This window comes from Streptomyces sp. NPDC030991 (genome assembly GCF_055571235.1).
In genome coordinates, this window is record NZ_JBVIFR010000009.1 from 222,413 (window position 1) to 237,840 (window position 15,428).

Annotated in this window: 16 protein-coding genes; 7 read left to right on the forward strand and 9 right to left on the reverse strand. The window is 72.1% G+C overall.

Annotated elements, in window-relative coordinates; translation table 11 throughout:
• Positions 1–82 precede the first annotated feature (82 nt).
• Positions 83–571 carry an RcpC/CpaB family pilus assembly protein gene (locus tag ACZ45E_RS19500; RefSeq protein WP_468222189.1) on the forward strand — a complete coding sequence of 163 codons (489 nt, stop codon included), beginning with the start codon at positions 83–85 and terminating at the stop codon, positions 569–571.
• Between the two features lie 120 nt (positions 572–691).
• A complete protein-coding gene (gene mscL / locus ACZ45E_RS19505; RefSeq protein ID WP_468222190.1) occupies positions 692–1,150 on the forward strand; it encodes a large conductance mechanosensitive channel protein MscL in 459 nt (152 codons plus the stop codon).
• 31 nt (positions 1,151–1,181) lie between these two features.
• Here the strand turns inward: mscL and ACZ45E_RS19510 are convergent, their stop codons facing one another.
• Positions 1,182–1,364 (reverse strand): hypothetical protein, encoded by a 183-nt coding sequence (locus ACZ45E_RS19510; protein ID WP_468222191.1) that lies wholly within the window; start codon positions 1,362–1,364, stop codon positions 1,182–1,184.
• 306 nt (positions 1,365–1,670) lie between these two features.
• Between ACZ45E_RS19510 and ACZ45E_RS19515 the strand changes: the two genes are divergently transcribed.
• The 3 genes from ACZ45E_RS19515 (at position 1,671) to ACZ45E_RS19525 (ending at position 5,294) form a co-directional block, all read left to right on the forward strand.
• A complete protein-coding gene (locus ACZ45E_RS19515) occupies positions 1,671–2,813 on the forward strand; it encodes a P1 family peptidase (protein WP_468222193.1) in 1,143 nt (380 codons plus the stop codon).
• Between the two features lie 214 nt (positions 2,814–3,027).
• A complete protein-coding gene (locus ACZ45E_RS19520) occupies positions 3,028–4,203 on the forward strand; it encodes a L,D-transpeptidase (RefSeq protein ID WP_468222337.1) in 1,176 nt (391 codons plus the stop codon).
• A gap of 320 nt (positions 4,204–4,523) precedes the next feature.
• On the forward strand, positions 4,524–5,294 hold the full coding sequence (locus tag ACZ45E_RS19525; RefSeq protein ID WP_468222339.1) for a DUF6227 family protein: 771 nt from the start codon (positions 4,524–4,526) through the stop codon (positions 5,292–5,294).
• 12 nt (positions 5,295–5,306) lie between these two features.
• Here the strand turns inward: ACZ45E_RS19525 and ACZ45E_RS19530 are convergent, their stop codons facing one another.
• From ACZ45E_RS19530 to ACZ45E_RS19555, 6 genes are all read right to left on the reverse strand, one after another.
• A complete protein-coding gene (locus ACZ45E_RS19530; RefSeq protein ID WP_468222194.1) occupies positions 5,307–5,552 on the reverse strand; it encodes a hypothetical protein in 246 nt (81 codons plus the stop codon).
• Positions 5,553–5,637: 85 nt separating this feature from the next.
• Positions 5,638–7,809, reverse strand: coding sequence for a PTS fructose transporter subunit IIABC (locus ACZ45E_RS19535; protein ID WP_468222196.1), 2,172 nt, complete (start codon positions 7,807–7,809; stop codon positions 5,638–5,640).
• Positions 7,806–8,084, reverse strand: coding sequence for a hypothetical protein (locus ACZ45E_RS19540; RefSeq protein ID WP_468222197.1), 279 nt, complete (start codon positions 8,082–8,084; stop codon positions 7,806–7,808). The genes ACZ45E_RS19535 and ACZ45E_RS19540 overlap by 4 nt, the downstream gene beginning before the upstream one ends.
• A complete protein-coding gene (pfkB, locus tag ACZ45E_RS19545; RefSeq protein WP_468222341.1) occupies positions 8,084–9,031 on the reverse strand; it encodes a 1-phosphofructokinase in 948 nt (315 codons plus the stop codon). The genes ACZ45E_RS19540 and pfkB overlap by 1 nt, the downstream gene beginning before the upstream one ends.
• An 86-nt stretch (positions 9,032–9,117) precedes the next feature.
• Positions 9,118–9,879 (reverse strand): DeoR/GlpR family DNA-binding transcription regulator, encoded by a 762-nt coding sequence (locus ACZ45E_RS19550; protein WP_468222198.1) that lies wholly within the window; start codon positions 9,877–9,879, stop codon positions 9,118–9,120.
• A gap of 162 nt (positions 9,880–10,041) precedes the next feature.
• Positions 10,042–11,568 carry an MFS transporter gene (locus ACZ45E_RS19555; protein ID WP_468222200.1) on the reverse strand — a complete coding sequence of 509 codons (1,527 nt, stop codon included), beginning with the start codon at positions 11,566–11,568 and terminating at the stop codon, positions 10,042–10,044.
• A 62-nt stretch (positions 11,569–11,630) separates the two neighbouring features.
• Between ACZ45E_RS19555 and ACZ45E_RS19560 the strand changes: the two genes are divergently transcribed.
• Positions 11,631–12,617: a helix-turn-helix transcriptional regulator gene (locus ACZ45E_RS19560; RefSeq protein WP_468222201.1), complete on the forward strand. Its 987-nt coding sequence runs from the start codon at positions 11,631–11,633 to the stop codon at positions 12,615–12,617.
• 184 nt (positions 12,618–12,801) lie between these two features.
• On the opposite strand, the gene ACZ45E_RS19565 is transcribed toward ACZ45E_RS19560, so the two are convergent.
• Positions 12,802–13,809, reverse strand: coding sequence for a sigma-70 family RNA polymerase sigma factor (locus ACZ45E_RS19565; RefSeq protein WP_468222203.1), 1,008 nt, complete (start codon positions 13,807–13,809; stop codon positions 12,802–12,804).
• Positions 13,810–13,987: 178 nt separating this feature from the next.
• Here ACZ45E_RS19565 and ACZ45E_RS19570 point away from each other — a divergent pair, with 178 nt between their 5' ends.
• Positions 13,988–14,542 (forward strand): GNAT family N-acetyltransferase, encoded by a 555-nt coding sequence (locus ACZ45E_RS19570; RefSeq protein ID WP_468222342.1) that lies wholly within the window; start codon positions 13,988–13,990, stop codon positions 14,540–14,542.
• A gap of 39 nt (positions 14,543–14,581) precedes the next feature.
• Here the strand turns inward: ACZ45E_RS19570 and ACZ45E_RS19575 are convergent, their stop codons facing one another.
• Positions 14,582–15,343, reverse strand: coding sequence for a dioxygenase family protein (locus tag ACZ45E_RS19575; RefSeq protein WP_468222344.1), 762 nt, complete (start codon positions 15,341–15,343; stop codon positions 14,582–14,584).
• Positions 15,344–15,428 lie beyond the last annotated feature (85 nt).

The window sequence follows — 15,428 nt, forward strand, 5'->3', positions numbered from 1 at the left end:
GGCGGTGACGGCTATGTCCGCGACGACTCCCCCGGCCCAGCTCAGCACTCCCCCGACGTCCGAGGTGCCTTCCTTCCCTCCCGTGCGCGTACGTGGTCCGCGGTGGCGGCCCGGACGCGCGGGGCGCCGTCGGCGCGGGCCGGCCGTCGCCGCGGGCCTCGCCCTGGCCGCTGCGGCGCTGGCGGCCGCAGTGCCGTCGTCCAGCCCGGGCCGAGGGCACGAAGGGGCGCAGGCGCCGCCCGGCGAGCGGGCGCGGGGCCCCGCCGTGTCGGTGTCGGCGCCGGTGCGGATCGCGGACGCGGGCGCGGTGCGGCTGTTGCGGCCCGGCGACCGGGTGGACGTGGTGGCGGCGCGAGCGGACGGCGGGCCCGGGGTGCGGGTCCTCGCGTCGCGGGCCCGGGTGACGTCCGTACCGGAGGCGTCGCAGATGTCGGGGGAGACAGCGCCCGGGCAGGCGGGCGGGCCGATGGCCGGGGGCGGGTCGCTGGTGGTGCTGTCGGTGGACCGCGCCACGGCCGTGCGGCTCGCGGGCGCCGGTGCCAACTCCCGCCTGGCGGTGACGCTGTGGTGAGGGCCGCGGCAAAGGCCGGTCCCCCGATCGAGTTACCGGAATGGACAGGTCTGACCCGCGCTGTCGTAGGTTGCGAAGTCGTTTGCTCCGCATCCGGCGCACGTGAAGAAAGGCCTCTTGGTGAGCGAGAAGAACAAGCCGAGTCTGTGGGAGGGCTTCAAAGCCTTCCTGATGCGCGGCAACGTGATCGATCTGGCGGTCGCGGTCGTCATCGGCGCCGCGTTCACCAACGTCGTGAACGCGGTGGTGAAGGGCGTCATCAACCCGATCGTCGGCGCCTTCGGCACCCAGGACCTGGAGGGCTACAAGTCCTGCCTGAAGGGCCCGTGCACCGGCGACGAGGGCATCGAGATCCTGTGGGGTTCGGTCCTCAGCGCGGCGCTCGGCTTCCTCATCACGGCCGCGGTCGTCTACTTCCTGATGGTGCTGCCGATGGCCAAGTACCTGGCCAGGCAGGCCGAGCGCAGGGCGGCGAGGGAAGGGGCGCAGGAGACGGTCGAGGTCTCCGAGCTGGAGGTCCTCAAGGAGATCCGCGACTCGCTCGTGGCGCAGCGCGGCTCGGGGCACACCGAGTCCTAGCCGCGGCCGCGGCCTCGGCCTCGGCGGCGCTTCACAGGTGGTGGGGCGGCTTCTCGTCGAGGAAGCGGGCCAGGTCGGCGGCGCTGCTGTCGCCGGCCGCGGGCCGCTCGCCCCAGCCGCGGTCCGTGTCGTCGGACGACTGGGCCGTCAGCGGGTCGTCGAAGATCAGCGCGGTCTTCGGGTCGCGCGGTTCGGGCTGGTCGGCGGTGCTCATGGTGCCAGGGTACGTCGCGGGGGCGGACCGGGGCTCGGACCGCGGTGAGGCCCTGGGCCTCGAAGATCGACTTGGCGGTGTTGATCCGCTCGGCGGTGGGCGAGGGCGTGTCGTGCAGCGTGCAGGGCTTGCCGAGCGCCTGCCACTTCGCCTCGCCCAGCTTGTGGATACGGGAAGCACCGCTCCGAACTGGGGTTTTCCTCGGGATTTTCGCCCCAGACCCGCTTGTGAACGCATTCACAAAAACATGGTCCCGGGGCTCGTCCGCGCGCCGCCGGCCCGCAACTCCCGTGGTACGCATGCCATATGACGACGACCTACAACGATGCCCTCACCGACGTGACGGGGGTGCGGGTCGGGCACGCCACCCGCGCCGGTGACGGCTTTCTGACCGGTACCACCGTCGTGCTGGCCCCCGAGGGCGGCGCGGTCACCGCCGTGGACGTGCGCGGCGGCGGCCCCGGCACCCGGGAGACCGACGCGCTCGACCCGCGCAACCTGGTGCAGCGCATCGAGGCGATCGTCCTCACGGGCGGCAGCGCGTACGGGCTCGACTCGGCGTCCGGGGTGATGGCCTGGCTGGAGGAGCACGGCCGGGGCGTCCCCGCGGGCGGGCCGGGGCGCGTCGTCCCGGTGGTGCCGGCGGCCTGCGTCTTCGACCTCGGCCGTGGCGGCGACTGGGGCGCCCGCCCCGACGCCGCCACGGGCCGCGCCGCGGTGACGGCCGCCGCGGCGACGGAGCCGCGCTCCCCGGTTCAGGAAGGCAATGTGGGCGCGGGCACCGGGGCGCTCGTCGGGGAGGTGCGCGGCGGCGTCGGCACCGCGTCCACCGTGCTCGGTTCGGGGATCACGGTGAGCGCGCTGGTGGTCGCCAACGCGGCGGGCTCGGCGCTGGACCCGGCGACCGGGGCGCTGTACGGGGAGTTCTTCGCGGACCGCGGCCCCGTGCCGTACCCCTCCCGCGCCGTCCACGACGCGGCGATCGAACGGCTGGCCGAGACCGCCGCCGCCAACAACCCCGCGCCACTCTCGGACCCGGCCCTGCTCTCGGACCCCGCCACGCCCTCGGGCCCCCCACCCTCGGACCCGACCCCGCCCTCGGGCCCCGCCGCGGTGCCGCCACTCAACACCACCCTCGCCGTCGTCGCCACCGACGCCGATCTCAGTCGCGCGCAGGCGCAGAAGGTCGCGGGTACCGCGCACGACGGGATCGCGCGCGCCGTGCGGCCGGTGCATCTGCTCAACGACGGCGACACGGTCTTCGCTCTCGCCACGGGCGCACGCCCGCTCGACGCCGCGAATCCGCTCGCGCTCAACGAGATCCTGGCCGCCGGCGCGGACCTGGTCACGCGCGCGATCGTGCGGGCCGTGCGCGCGGCGGAGTCGGTGCGCGGCCCCGGCGGCACGTACGTGTCCTACAGCGATCTCTACGGCGCCCCGACGGCCTGACAGGTCCCGTTGCGTAACAGAACTGTCCCTGTGTCTGCCTTCACAACAAACGGAAGGAACCTCTCCAGCCGTCTCGGGCTCTCTCCACACATCGGGTAACCACCTGGAAACCCGCGAAGAACAGCAGACTCCGCAGATAGCCATAAAGACACCCGGATATGCGCAGAATTGCGCAAAGACGTATGAACAGGAGCAGACCGTGAGAAGGCAGAACATGGCCGTCGCGTGCGCCACCCTCGCCCTCGGCGCCCTCACCCTCACGGCCTGCGGCGGCAGCGCCAACGCCGACGCGGACAAGGACGGCCGCAACGGCGCGCAGGACGCCCCGCAGATCACCATTTCGGCGAAGGACGGTTCCACCGGCGCGTCGATCAACGCGACCGGCGTCAAGGTCAGCGACGGCAAGCTCACCGACGTGAAGATGACCGAATCGGCGTCCGGCAAGCAGGTCCCGGGCACGATCGCCGCGAGCGGCGCGACCTGGAAGCCGAAGGAGCAGTTGGAGCGCGGCACCAAGTACCGCCTCTCCGCCACCGCCAAGGACGGGGACGGTCACACGGCCGCCGCCAACTCGATCTTCACGACCGTTTCGAACACGAACAGCTTCATCGGCACGTACACGCCGGACAACGGTTCGACGGTCGGTGTCGGCATGCCGGTGTCGTTCACGTTCGACAAGGCGATCTCGGAGAAGAAGGCCGTGCAGTCGCACATCACGGTCACCTCCAGCAGCGGGCAGCGGGTCGTCGGTCACTGGTTCGGCGCCCAGCGCCTGGACTTCCGGCCGGAGGACTACTGGAAGGCCGGTTCCAAGGTCACCATGAAGATCGCCCTCGACGGTGTCGAGGGGGCGAACGGCATCCACGGCGTGCAGGACAAGACGGTCACCTTCACCGTCGGCCGCAAGCAGGTCTCCACGGTCGACGCGCACACCCAGCAGATGACGGTGGTGCGCGACGGACAGACCATCAAGACCGTCCCGGTCTCCACGGGCAGCGCCGCGCACCCCACGTACAACGGGCAGATGGTGATCTCCGAGAAGTTCGTGCAGACGCGGATGAACGGCTCGACGGTCGGCTTCGGCGGCGAGTACGACATCGCGGACGTGCCGCACGCGATGCGCCTGTCGCAGTCCGGGACGTTCATCCACGGCAACTACTGGAGCTCGCCCGGCATCTTCGGCGCCCAGGGCACCAGCCACGGCTGCGTCGGCATGCGTGACGTCAAGGGAGCGGGCGGTGACACGACCGCCAAGTGGTTCTTCGACAACTCGCTCGTCGGCGATGTCGTGACCATGAAGAACTCCCCGGACAAGACGATCGCCCCCGACAACGGCCTCAACGGCTGGAACCTCAGCTGGAGCCAGTGGACGGCGGACAGCGCCGTCTGACCCCCGCCGGGGCGGAGGCCAGGACCGGAAAAACAGGGCAGAACAGCAGGGCCGCGCGGGAACCTTCCGCGCGGCCCACGCGTTCTGCGGGCAGGTTTCCCAATTCCCGTTCCCCGTTTGCAATTTCAGGGACATGATGTCCGATGCAGGGGCTACGGTATGCACCCACAAGGTGACATGCAGCAATGCCGGGAGGTGCCTTGAGCGTTCCGCACGACTACGAGTTCGACGCCACGTCGTCCGCACCGGTCTCCCCGTCCGCACCGGTGTCCGAGTCCGCGCCGGTGTCCCCGCCCATATCGGTGACCCCGTCCGCGTCGGTGCCTCCGTCCACGTCGGCGTCCGCGTCGGCGACCCCGCCGGCCCCCTCGTCACCCGACGAGCATCTGGCGCAGCTCCTCGGCCGCGCGCTCAACTCCTTCGAGCTGCCCGACGAGACCCTGCACCTGCTCGACAGCGCGCTCGCGTACGCCGGTTCCCTGCACTCGGCCCACCACAGCGCGGGACGGCACCGGGAGACGTACCGGCACACCTGGCTCCTCGCCGACGGCAGCGCCCTCACCCTGTGGGAGCTGGTCCACAACACGGGCCGGGACGGCAGGGAGCAGCACGAGGTCTACGTCACCGAGGACGAGCTGCAACTGGCCACGGCCCGCCTGCCGTTACCCCCGGAGGCCGCACCGGACTTCGACATCCACGTGCCCCTCGTCCCCGCGCAGCTGTCGGCGGTCCCGCCGGAGCGGCGCCGGTTCGACCCCACCGACCCGGACAGCTCCGTGGACCACGCCCGCCGGCTGCTGCGCCGCGCGGAGAACCCGGACCCGGCGACCCGGCCGGGCCCCGGCACGGCGGGGCTGCTGCGGGAGGCGTGCGCCCACCAGATCACGCAGGCGTTCGGCCGCCGCGTCAGCCAGGGATTCGCCCTGTACGAGCACGCGTTCCTGCTCCGGGACGGCAGCGAGATCAGCCTGTGGGAGGTCGAGCACACGGCGACGCCGGACGGCCGGCACATGTGCGAGGTGTATCCGACGCAGGAGGCCGCCCGCGCGGCGATCGAGCACCGGGCGGCGACGCGCAGGACGAGCGCCTGACGAGTGCTTCGTTCAGCCTCGGCCGAACTGGCGTACCAGACCGGCGAAAGCATCCTGCTCGTCGGCGGTGAGCGGGACCGACTCCAGGGCGGGCGCCTTGGACTGGCCCGGCAGCGCGCCCATCGGCAGGGTCCGCGGCCGGGGCGGGGCGAAGGCGACGACGCGCACCAGCCGGATCACACCGACCACCCATGCCACCGTGGCGACCGCGAGGATCACCAGGCCCGTCTGCTGAAGGATCGACACGTGCTCAGGCATGCGTTCCAGTGAACACCACGGACCGGGCCTTTGGTCCCGGACCGTGACGTATCTCGCAGGAACGGACAGTTCCGGCTTCCGGCCCTCACACGGCGGCCGGGATCTTCGACCCGGCGCCCGCCGCCGCCTCCGCGCCCCCGGCGCCTGCCGCCGTCTCCGACGCCTTGCGCATGCCCTTGAGTACGACGACCAGGGCGGCCGCGACGCAGACACCGGCGGCGACCGCGACCAGGTAGAGGAACGGGTTGCCGATCAGCGGGACCACGAAGATGCCGCCGTGCGGGGCCCGCAGGGTGCAGCCGAACGCCATCGACAGCGCACCGGTGACCGCGCCGCCCGCCATGGAGGCGGGGATGACGCGCAGCGGGTCGGCCGCGGCGAACGGGATCGCACCCTCGGTGATGAAGGAGGCCCCGAGCACCCAGGCCGCCTTGCCGTTCTCCCGCTCGGCCTTCGTGAACAGCCTGCCCCGCACCGTGGTGGCGAGCGCCATGGCCAGCGGCGGCACCATGCCCGCGGCCATCGCGGCGGCCATGACCTTCAGGGAACCGTCCGTCGGGTTGGCGAGGCCGCCGACGGCGAAGGCGTAGGCCACCTTGTTGAGCGGGCCGCCCAGGTCGAAGGACATCATCAGGCCGAGGACCACGCCGAGGACGATCGCGTTGGCGCCGGAGAGGGAGTTGAGCCAGTCCGTCAGGGCGCTCTGGAGGGAGGCGATCGGCTTGCCGATCACCACGAACATCAGGAACCCGACGGCGATCGAGGAGAGCAGCGGGATCACGACGACCGGCATGATGCCGCGCAGCACAGCCGGTACGTTCACCCGCTGGATCGCCATGACCACGCCGCCCGCGATGAGACCCGCGGCGAGACCGCCGAGGAAGCCCGCGTCGACGGTCAGCGCGATCGAGCCGCCGACGAAGCCCGGCACGAGGCCCGGCCGGTCCGCCATCCCGTATGCGATATAGCCGGCGAGGACGGGGACGAGGAAGGCGAACGCCGCCTGGCCGGTGTAGAAGAGCAGCGCCGCCCAGCTGGTCGTGGAGGTCCAGTCGAAACTGTTGAGCAGGGTCTCGACCTTGACGTCCGCGACTTCGTAGCCGCCGATGGCGAAGCCGAGCGCGATGAGCAGACCGCCCGCGGCGACGAACGGCACCATGTAACTGACGCCCGACATCAGCCACTTACGCAGCTTTGTCCCGTAACCGTCCTCAGGGGAGCCGGAGTTGTCCACAGCTGTGGATGACGCGGACTCGGCGCCATCCGTGGCGGTGGTCGCCTCGCCTCGGGTCGCCTTCTCCCGTACTTCGGTGATGAGCGCGGCGGGCCGGTTCACCCCGGCCTTCACGCCGACATCGACCGTGGGCTTCCCGGCGAAGCGTTCCTTCTCGCGGACCGGGACGTCGTGGGCGAAGATCACGCCGTCCGCCGCGGCGATCACCTCCGGTGCGAGGCGGGTGAAGCCCGCGGAGCCCTGCGTCTCCACCACCAGCTCCACACCGTCGGTGGCGCGGGCCGCGTTCTCCAGGGCCTCGGCCGCCATGTAGGTGTGGGCGATGCCGGTGGGGCAGGAGGTGACGGCCACGATCTTGAACGTGGCCGTCACCGCGGGCTGCTCCGGCGGTCCTGGTGGTGCCGGGTGACCCGGCTGGCCCGGCTGGTCCGCACGCTCGGGCGGTTCCGAGTGCTCCGAGTGCTCCGGGTGCTCCGGCTGTGCCGGGTCGGCGGTCTTGTTCGGCGTCTCGACCGGCGTCTCGACCGGCGTCTCGACCGGCGTCTCGACCGGCGCCGCGTCCCGTACCGGCGTCTCGCCGCGGATCAGTGCCGCCACCCGGTCCGCGTCGGTCGCCGAGCGCAGTGCCGCCTTGAAGTCCTCGTCCATCAGCTGGCGGGCGAGCGAGGACAGGATCGTGAGGTGGGCGTCGTCCGCCCCGGCCGGGGCCGCGATCAGGAAGATCAGGTCCGCGGGCCCGTCCGGCGCCCCGAAGTCGATGCCGTGCGCCGAGCGCCCGAACGCCAGAGTCGGCTCGGTGACGTGCTCGCTGCGGCAGTGCGGGATGCCGATGCCGCCGTCGAGGCCCGTCGGCATCTGGGCCTCCCGCGCGGCGACGTCGGCGAGGAAACCGTCGAGGTCGGTGACCCGGCCCCGGGCCCCCATGCGTACGGCGAGCGAACGGGCCGCCGCCTCTTTGGTGTCGGCGGACAGGTCGAGGTCGAGGTCGACCAGGTCCGCGGTGATCATCTCGGCGGCGCTCATCGCGGGCTCCTTCGCGTACGCGTCTGCTGGATCGTCGGGAGGCTGTTCTTCACGTCACCGGGCGGCAGGACACCGGTCGTTACGTCACCGGGCGGCGCGACACCGGACGCCACTTCGCCGGTCGATACGTCACCGGGTGCCACGTCGCCATGCGGCACGACACCGGAAGCCACGTCACCGTGCGGCACGACACCGGAGGCCACGTCACCGTGCGGTACTCCGCCGGAGGCCACGTCACCCGGCGCCACGTCACCGGACTTCACGTCACCCGGCATCACGTCACCGGCTCCGTCAGGGCCAGGTCCGTCGGGACCCGCCGTGTGAGCGTCACCGCGTCCGGGTCCAGGTCGGCCGGGGCCGGCATCGCGCTGCCCGGCAGCTGTACCGCCGCCGCGCCGTGGGCGACCGCCGACGCCAGGGCCGCGGGGCCTTCGCCGCCCGCGATCAGGAAGCCGGCCAGGGAGGAGTCGCCCGCGCCCACGTTGCTCCGTACCGCTTCGACCGGGGCGCTCGCGAACCAGGCGCCCGCGGCGTCGACGAGGAGCTGCCCGTCCGCGCCGAGCGAGGCGAGGACGGCGGCCGCGCCCAGCTCCCGTAGCTCCTCGGCCGCCTTGACCGCGTCGCCGACCGTGGCGAGCGGGCGGCCGACGGCCTCGGCGAGCTCCTCGGCGTTCGGCTTCACGACGTCGGGGCGCTCACGCAGGGCCGCCAGGAGCGCGGGCCCGGACGTGTCGAGGGCGATACGGGCGCCCGCCTCGTGGGCGCGGGCCACCAACTCGGCGTACCAGGAAGGCGCGAGGCCGCGCGGGAGGCTGCCGCAGCAGGCGATCCAGTCGGCGCCCGCCGACTGTTCGCCGACGGTGCGGAGCAGCGCTTCGGCCTCGTCCGCGGAGAGTTCGGGTCCCGGGGCATTGATCTTCGTGAGGGTGCCTTCGGGTTCGGCGAGCGCGATGTTCGACCGGGTCTGGCCCGCGACGGGGACGGGGGCGACCTTGATGCCCTGGTCGGCGAGGAGCTCGGCGACCAGGGCGCCGGGAGCGCCGCCCAGGGGCAGCACGGCCAGGGTGGGGGCGCCGGCGGCGGCGACGGCCCGCGAGACGTTGACGCCCTTGCCGCCCGGGTCCACGCGTTCGCGGGTGGCGCGTACGACCTCGCCGCGGTCGAGGCCGGGAACCTCGTAGGTGCGGTCGAGGGAGGGGTTGGGGGTGACGGTGAGGATCATGCCGCGGGTCGCTGCCTTCTCGGGGTCGTCCGTACGCGTGGCGCCAGTGGTGCCGGTGGGGCCAGGGAGACCGGGGATATCGGCGTTCACGCCCGGATCACCTCCGTGCCGCCCGCCTCGATCGCCGCGGCGTCCTCCGGCGTGAGGCCCGTGTCCGTGATGAGCAGGTCGACGTCGGCGAGGGCGCCGAACCGGGCGAAGTGCTCCTGGCCGTGCTTGCCGGAGTCGGCGAGGAGCACGACCCGGCGGGCCGCGGCGACGGCGGCGCGTTTCACGGCGGCCTCGGCGAGGTCGGGGGTGGTCAGTCCGGCGGCGGTGGAGAACCCGTTGGCCGCGACGAAGGCGACGTCCGCGCGGATCTCGCCGTACGCGCGCAGCGCCCAGGCGTCGACGGCGGCGCGGGTGCGGTGGCGGACCCGGCCGCCGATGAGGTGGAGCTGGATGCCGGGGTGGTCGGCGAGGCGGGCGGCGGTGGGCAAGGAGTGGGTGACGGCGGTGAGTTCGGACTCCAGCGGCAGGGCCGCGGCGAGCCGCGCCACCGTCGAACCGGCGTCCAGGATGACGCTGCCCTCGGCCGGCAGCTCGGCGAGCGCGGCGCGGGCGATGCGGTCCTTCTGGTCGGCGGCGGTGCTCTCGCGCTCGGCGAGGTCGGGCTCGAAATCGAGCCGCCCGGCCGGGATCGCGCCGCCGTGCACCCGGCGTACGAGACCGGCCCGGTCCAGGGCCTTCAGATCGCGCCGGACGGTCTCGGCGGTGACCTGGAACACCTCGGCCAGCGACAGTACGTCGACCCGGCCGCCGTCGCGGGCGAGGCGAAGGATCTCCTGCTGGCGCTCCGGTGCGTACATGCCCGTCCACCCGTGCTTTCGTCCGTGAGGGGCTCCGCGAAGATGCCCGAACCTGTGCCCGAATCTGTGGCTTCGCCTTGAGGCTACGGTCACATATCCAGAAAGTAAACAGGTTCGGGCATCGCACAGACACAAACAGACATCAGCGGGAGGGCGTCACCATCACGGAGCCTCCACGGCGGCGGCCTTCCGGGGCAGGGCGAACATCAGCAGGAAGATGCCGACCAGGATGGCCGCGGCCCACAGCAGCGAGCTGTGGAAGCCGTCGATGAAGGCGGCGCTGCCGGCACCCCGCTTCGCGTGGTCCTCCACGACGTTGAAGAAGATCACCGAGACCAGGCTCAGGCCGAGCGCGTTACCCATCTGCATGACGGTGTTGATGAGCCCGGACGCCGAACCCGCGTGCTCGCGCGGCACCTCGGAGAGCACCGCGTCGGTCAGCGGGGCGACGATCAGTCCCATGCCGAGGCCCATCACGACGAGCGGCAGCGCCATCTGCCAGGAGGCGATCCCCAGGCCGTAGTGGCCGGACTCCCAGACATAGATGAGGACGCCCGCGGCCATGGTGAGCGCGCCCGCCTGGAGCACCTTGCGGCCGAAGCGCGGCACCAGCTTCTGCACGGAGAGACCGGCGGCGACCGAGACGGCGATGGAGAACGGCACCCCGGTCAGGCCCGCCCGCAGCGCGCTCCAGCCGAGGCCGAGCTGCATGTAGAGCGTCCACGTCAGGAAGAAGATGCCCAGGGTGACGCCGAAGACGGTCTGCACGGCTATGCCCGCCGCGAAGCTCTTGACCTTGAACAGGGAGAGCTCGATCAGCGGGGAACCGTCGCGCCGGATCTTCGCCTTCTCGTACGCGATCAGCGCGACGACGATCACGACCGACGCGGCCATCATCACGAAGCCCCACACCGGCCAGCCGTTCTCGCGGCCCTGGGTCAGCGGGTAGACGAGGGCCAGCATCGCGAGGGTGACGAGCACGACGCCCACCAGGTCCAGCTTCAGCGCCTTCGGGGCCTTCGACTCGCTGATGACGCGCGCGCCGAGGATAAGGGCCGCGATGCCGACGGGCAGGTTGATCAGGAAGATCGGGCGCCATTCGAGACCCGCGATGTTCCACTCGGTGAGCAGCGCGCCGAGCAGCGGCCCGGTCACCGCGCCGAGGCCGACGATCGCGCCGAACAGGCCGAAGACCTTGCCGCGCTCGTGCGCCGGGAACGTCGCGTGCACGATCGACAGGACCTGCGGCACCATCAGCGCCGCCATGGCGCCCTGGAGGAGGCGGGAGGCGACGAGCATCTCCGGGTTCGCGGCGAGACCGCACAGCGCGGAGGCCACGGTGAACCCGGCGATACCGAGGAGGAAGAGGCGCTTGCGGCCGAAGATGTCGCCGAGCCTGCCGCCCGTGATGAGCAGCGCCGCGAAGGCCAGTGCGTAGCCTGCCGTGATCCACTGGATCTGCCCGGTGGTGGCGCCCTCGTCGCGCTGGATGGTGGGCAGGGCGACGTTGACGATCGTGACGTCGACGAGGTCCATGAAGGCCGCCACCATCACGATGGCGAGCGCGAACCAGCGCCGCCGGTCGTCGGGGCCGGCGCTCGGGCCCGCGTCCACCGCGGCTACCGGCCCTGCCGGTGATGTCTGCGCGGGGCCTGCGGCCGGTGCGGGCGTTGCTGTCGGTGAGGTCATGACGGAAGCGTAGAGACCATGTAGGTCGGTTCGTGTCCTAGATGGACGCCATGATGAGAGGCATGACGACGACCAGTACGGACACCCCGGCCCGGTTGCTCCAACTCCTCTCCCTCCTCCAGACCCCGCGCGAATGGCCCGGCGGCGAGCTCGCCGAGCGGCTGCGGGTCTCCCGTCGCACCGTGCGCAGGGACATCGACCGGCTGCGCGATCTCGGCTATCCCGTGCAGGCCTCGATGGGCGCCGACGGCGGCTACCGGCTGATCGCGGGCAAGGCGCTGCCACCGCTCGTCCTCGACGACGAGGAGGCGGTGGCGATCGCGGTGGGCCTGCGGGCCGGGGCCGGGCACGCGGTGGAGGGCATCGAGGAGGCGTCGGTGCGGGCGCTGGCCAAGCTGGAACAGGTGCTGCCGTCCCGCCTCCGGCACCGCGTCAGCACACTCCAGGCCGCGACGATCCCGCTGACCTCGGGGGACGGCGCCACCATCGCGCCCGAGACCCTGACCGTGATCGCGTCGGCCACGGCCGGCACCGAACGGCTCCGGTTCCATTACCGCGCGGCCGACGGCACGGAGACGCGCCGTCTGGTCGAGCCGATCCGGCTGGTGTCGACGGGGCGCCGCTGGTACCTGGTGGCGTACGACATCGACCGCGACGCCTGGCGTACGTTCCGGGTCGACCGGGTGACCGAGCCGTTCGCCACCGGGGCGCGGTTCGCCCCGCGGGAGGTGCCGGAGGGGGACGCGGCGGAGTATCTGCGCCGGTCGATGGAGACGCGGGGCGGCGGCGCCTACGAGCTGGACGTCGAGTTCGCGGCGCCGGCCGATGAGGTCGCCGCGCGGGTGCCGCCGACGGTGGGGCGGCCCGAGCCCCTGCCGGGCGGGGGCTGCCGGCTCCGGGCGACCGCGTCGGGGCCGGTGGAGTGGACGGCGGTACGGCTGGCGATGACCGGCTTCGAGTTCCACGTCCGGGGCCCGGAGGAACTGGTGACGGCCGTACGGGACCTGGGGGCCCGGATGACACGGGGCGGCGCGGGCGGGGCGGCCTGACGACTCCGGGGGGCGGGGCGGCTCCGGGCGGCGTGACTTCTCGGGCGGCGGGGCGGCTCCGGGCTGCGGGGCGGCATGACTGCTGGGGGCCGGGCCCGGGGCGCGGCCCGCGCCCACCGGCGGACACCGGTCGGGCGGTCCGCGCACGCTGTGCGGGCCGCCCGATGACCAGCTTCCCCGTGGGCTACGCCGCCGCGTCGAACCCGGTGTCCCGCGCCAGCTTCTTCAGTTCGAGAAGGGCGTGCTTCTCGATCTGCCGGATGCGCTCACGGGTCAGCCCGTGCTCCTTGCCGACCTCGGTCAGCGTCCGCTCGCGTCCGTCGTCGATGCCGTAGCGCATCTTGATGATGGACGCGGTGCGCTGATCGAGCCGGCCGATCAGATCGTCCAGCTCCTCGGAGCGCAGCAGCGTCAGCACGGACTGCTCGGGGGAGACGGCCGACGTGTCCTCCAGGAGGTCGCCGAACTGCGTCTCGCCCTGGTCGTCCACCGCCATGTTCAGCGAGACCGGGTCGCGCGCCCAGTCCAGTACGTCGACGACGCGCTCGGGCTTGGTGTCGAGCTCGGCGGCTATCTCGGTGGGCTCGGGGTCCCGCCCGTTCTTCCGGTTGAACTCGCGCTGGACGCGGCGGATGCGGCCCAGCTCCTCGACCAGGTGGACGGGGAGACGGATCGTGCGGGACTGGTCGGCTATCGAGCGGGTGATGGCCTGGCGGATCCACCAGGTCGCGTACGTGGAGAACTTGAAGCCCTTGCGGTAGTCGAACTTCTCGACCGCGCGCACCAGGCCCGCGTTCCCTTCCTGGATCAGGTCGAGCAGGGGAAGGCCGCTGCGCGGGTAACGGCGGGCGACCGCCACCACCAGACGCAGGTTCGACCGGATGAAGATGTCCTTGGCCTTCTCCGACTCGGCGACCAGCGCCTCCAGCTCCTCGCGGGACGCCTTGCCCGCGGCCTCGCTGTCGGAGACCTCCCCGTCGAGGATCTGCTGGGCGTACACGCCCGCCTCGATGGTCTGGGAGAGATCGACTTCCTTTGCGGCGTCGAGCAGCGGTGTTCGCGCGATCTCGTCGAGGTACATGCCGACCAGGTCGCGGTCGGCGATCTCCCCGCCTACGGCGCGAACACTGCGTGCCGCATCAGTCTCGCCGGAGGCGGCGGACTTACGACGGGCTACGGCACGGGTTGCCATGCGTACTCCCTTGCGATGGTAGGTCGGCTGGGCCGGACGGCTCACACACCCTCCCGGGTGCCCTGCTTCCGAAGGAAACAACGACTGGAATCCGGACAGAATTCCCAAGCAGCCCCATCATTTTTGTGATCATGCAGTACCCTGTGCCGCCACGCGGCACCAGAAGGGGGACAAGTTGCTGTCGGGACCTACAGAGGTGCAGGTCAGGCCGGGAGTCGAGGCAGACCTCGAAGCCCTCACCCACCTCTACAACCACTATGTACGTGAGACGCCGATCACCTTTGACACGGCCGTATTCACTCCGGAGGAGCGACGCCCTTGGCTGCTCTCCCACCCTGAAGACGGCCCGTACCGCCTCTTGGTTGCCCAGGAGCGACGAGAGGGCTCCGCCGGCCCGCTCCTCGGCTACGCCACGTCGAGCCCCTTCCGCGCGAAGGCCGCGTACGACACCTCGGTGGAGGTCACCGTGTACTGCGCCCCGGGCGCGGGCGGCCGCGGGATCGGCACTCTCCTCTACAAGGCGCTCTTCGAGGCGCTCGCGGGCGAGGACCTGCACCGCGCGTACGCGGGCATCGCCCAGCCCAACGAAGCCTCGGCCCGGCTCCACGCCCGCTTCGGCTTCAGCCTTGTGGGCACGTACCGGGAGGTCGGACGGAAGTTCGACGCGTACTGGGACGTCGCCTGGTACGAGAAGCCGCTCGGCCCCGGCCCACAGCGCCCCGCCCCCGCGTAGGCCCAGCTCTAGGGCGTGTGTCGCCCTGGGCGCGGCGGACTACCCGAACTGCACGGACCGCTTCGCCAGCCCCAACCAGAACCCGTCGATCACCGAGCGCTGCGCGTCCAGCTCGCCGGAGGCGTCCGCCGCCCCCATCGTCACGAACAGCGGGGCGAAGTGCTCCGTACGCGGGTGGGCGAGGGCCCCGGCCGGCGACTTGCGGGCGAAGTCGAGCAGCCCGTCCACGTCCCCCGCGTCCAGCGCCCGCTGCCCCCAGTCGTCGAACTCGGCCGACCACGCGGGGATGCCGCCCTGTCGCAGCGCGGCGAGGTTGTGCGTGAAGAACCCGGAGCCGACGATCAGCACGCCCTCGTCCCGCAGCGGGGCGAGCCGCCGCCCGATGTCCATGAGCCTCTGGGGGTCGAGCGTCGGCATGGAGACCTGGAGGACCGGGATGTCGGCGTCCGGGTACATCTCCACCAGCGGGACGTACGCGCCGTGGTCGAGCCCGCGGTCCGGCACGTCCTGCACCGGGGTGCCCGGGGCGCGCAGCAGCTTGCGTACGGAATCGGCGAGGGCGGGGGCGCCGGGGGCGGCGTAGCGCACCTGGTAGTAGTGCTCGGGGAAGCCCCAGAAGTCGTAGACGAGCGGCACGGTCTCGACGGCGCCGAGAGCGAGCGGGGCCTCTTCCCAGTGCGCGGAGACCATCAGGATCGCCTTGGGGCGCGGCAGCTGCGCGGACCAGGCGGCGAGCTGCCCCGGCCACAGGGCGTCGTCGGCGAGCGGCGGGGCGCCGTGGCTGAGGTAGAGCGCGGGCATGCGCTCGGGCGCGGGGGCGAGGGACACGGCGACCTCCTTGAACTTTCAAGCTCTGGGTACCGTCAAAAGTAACCGCTGTTTGTTT

Excerpts from the sequence above, each read along its gene's own strand:
- ACZ45E_RS19520 (WP_468222337.1), top strand. The coding sequence starts at position 3,028 with ATGGCCGTCGCGTGCGCCACCCTCGCCCTCGGCGCCCTCACCCTCACG.
- ACZ45E_RS19510 (WP_468222191.1), bottom strand. The coding sequence starts at position 1,364 with ATGAGCACCGCCGACCAGCCCGAACCGCGCGACCCGAAGACCGCGCTG.
- ACZ45E_RS19550 (WP_468222198.1), bottom strand. The coding sequence starts at position 9,879 with ATGTACGCACCGGAGCGCCAGCAGGAGATCCTTCGCCTCGCCCGCGAC.
- ACZ45E_RS19575 (WP_468222344.1), bottom strand. The coding sequence starts at position 15,343 with ATGCCCGCGCTCTACCTCAGCCACGGCGCCCCGCCGCTCGCCGACGAC.
- ACZ45E_RS19560 (WP_468222201.1), top strand. The coding sequence starts at position 11,631 with ATGACGACGACCAGTACGGACACCCCGGCCCGGTTGCTCCAACTCCTC.
- ACZ45E_RS19515 (WP_468222193.1), top strand. The coding sequence starts at position 1,671 with ATGACGACGACCTACAACGATGCCCTCACCGACGTGACGGGGGTGCGG.
- ACZ45E_RS19530 (WP_468222194.1), bottom strand. The coding sequence starts at position 5,552 with ATGCCTGAGCACGTGTCGATCCTTCAGCAGACGGGCCTGGTGATCCTC.
- ACZ45E_RS19555 (WP_468222200.1), bottom strand. The coding sequence starts at position 11,568 with ATGACCTCACCGACAGCAACGCCCGCACCGGCCGCAGGCCCCGCGCAG.
- ACZ45E_RS19535 (WP_468222196.1), bottom strand. The coding sequence starts at position 7,809 with ATGAGCGCCGCCGAGATGATCACCGCGGACCTGGTCGACCTCGACCTC.
- ACZ45E_RS19565 (WP_468222203.1), bottom strand. The coding sequence starts at position 13,809 with ATGGCAACCCGTGCCGTAGCCCGTCGTAAGTCCGCCGCCTCCGGCGAG.
- ACZ45E_RS19540 (WP_468222197.1), bottom strand. The coding sequence starts at position 8,084 with ATGCCGGGTGACGTGAAGTCCGGTGACGTGGCGCCGGGTGACGTGGCC.
- pfkB (WP_468222341.1), bottom strand. The coding sequence starts at position 9,031 with ATGATCCTCACCGTCACCCCCAACCCCTCCCTCGACCGCACCTACGAG.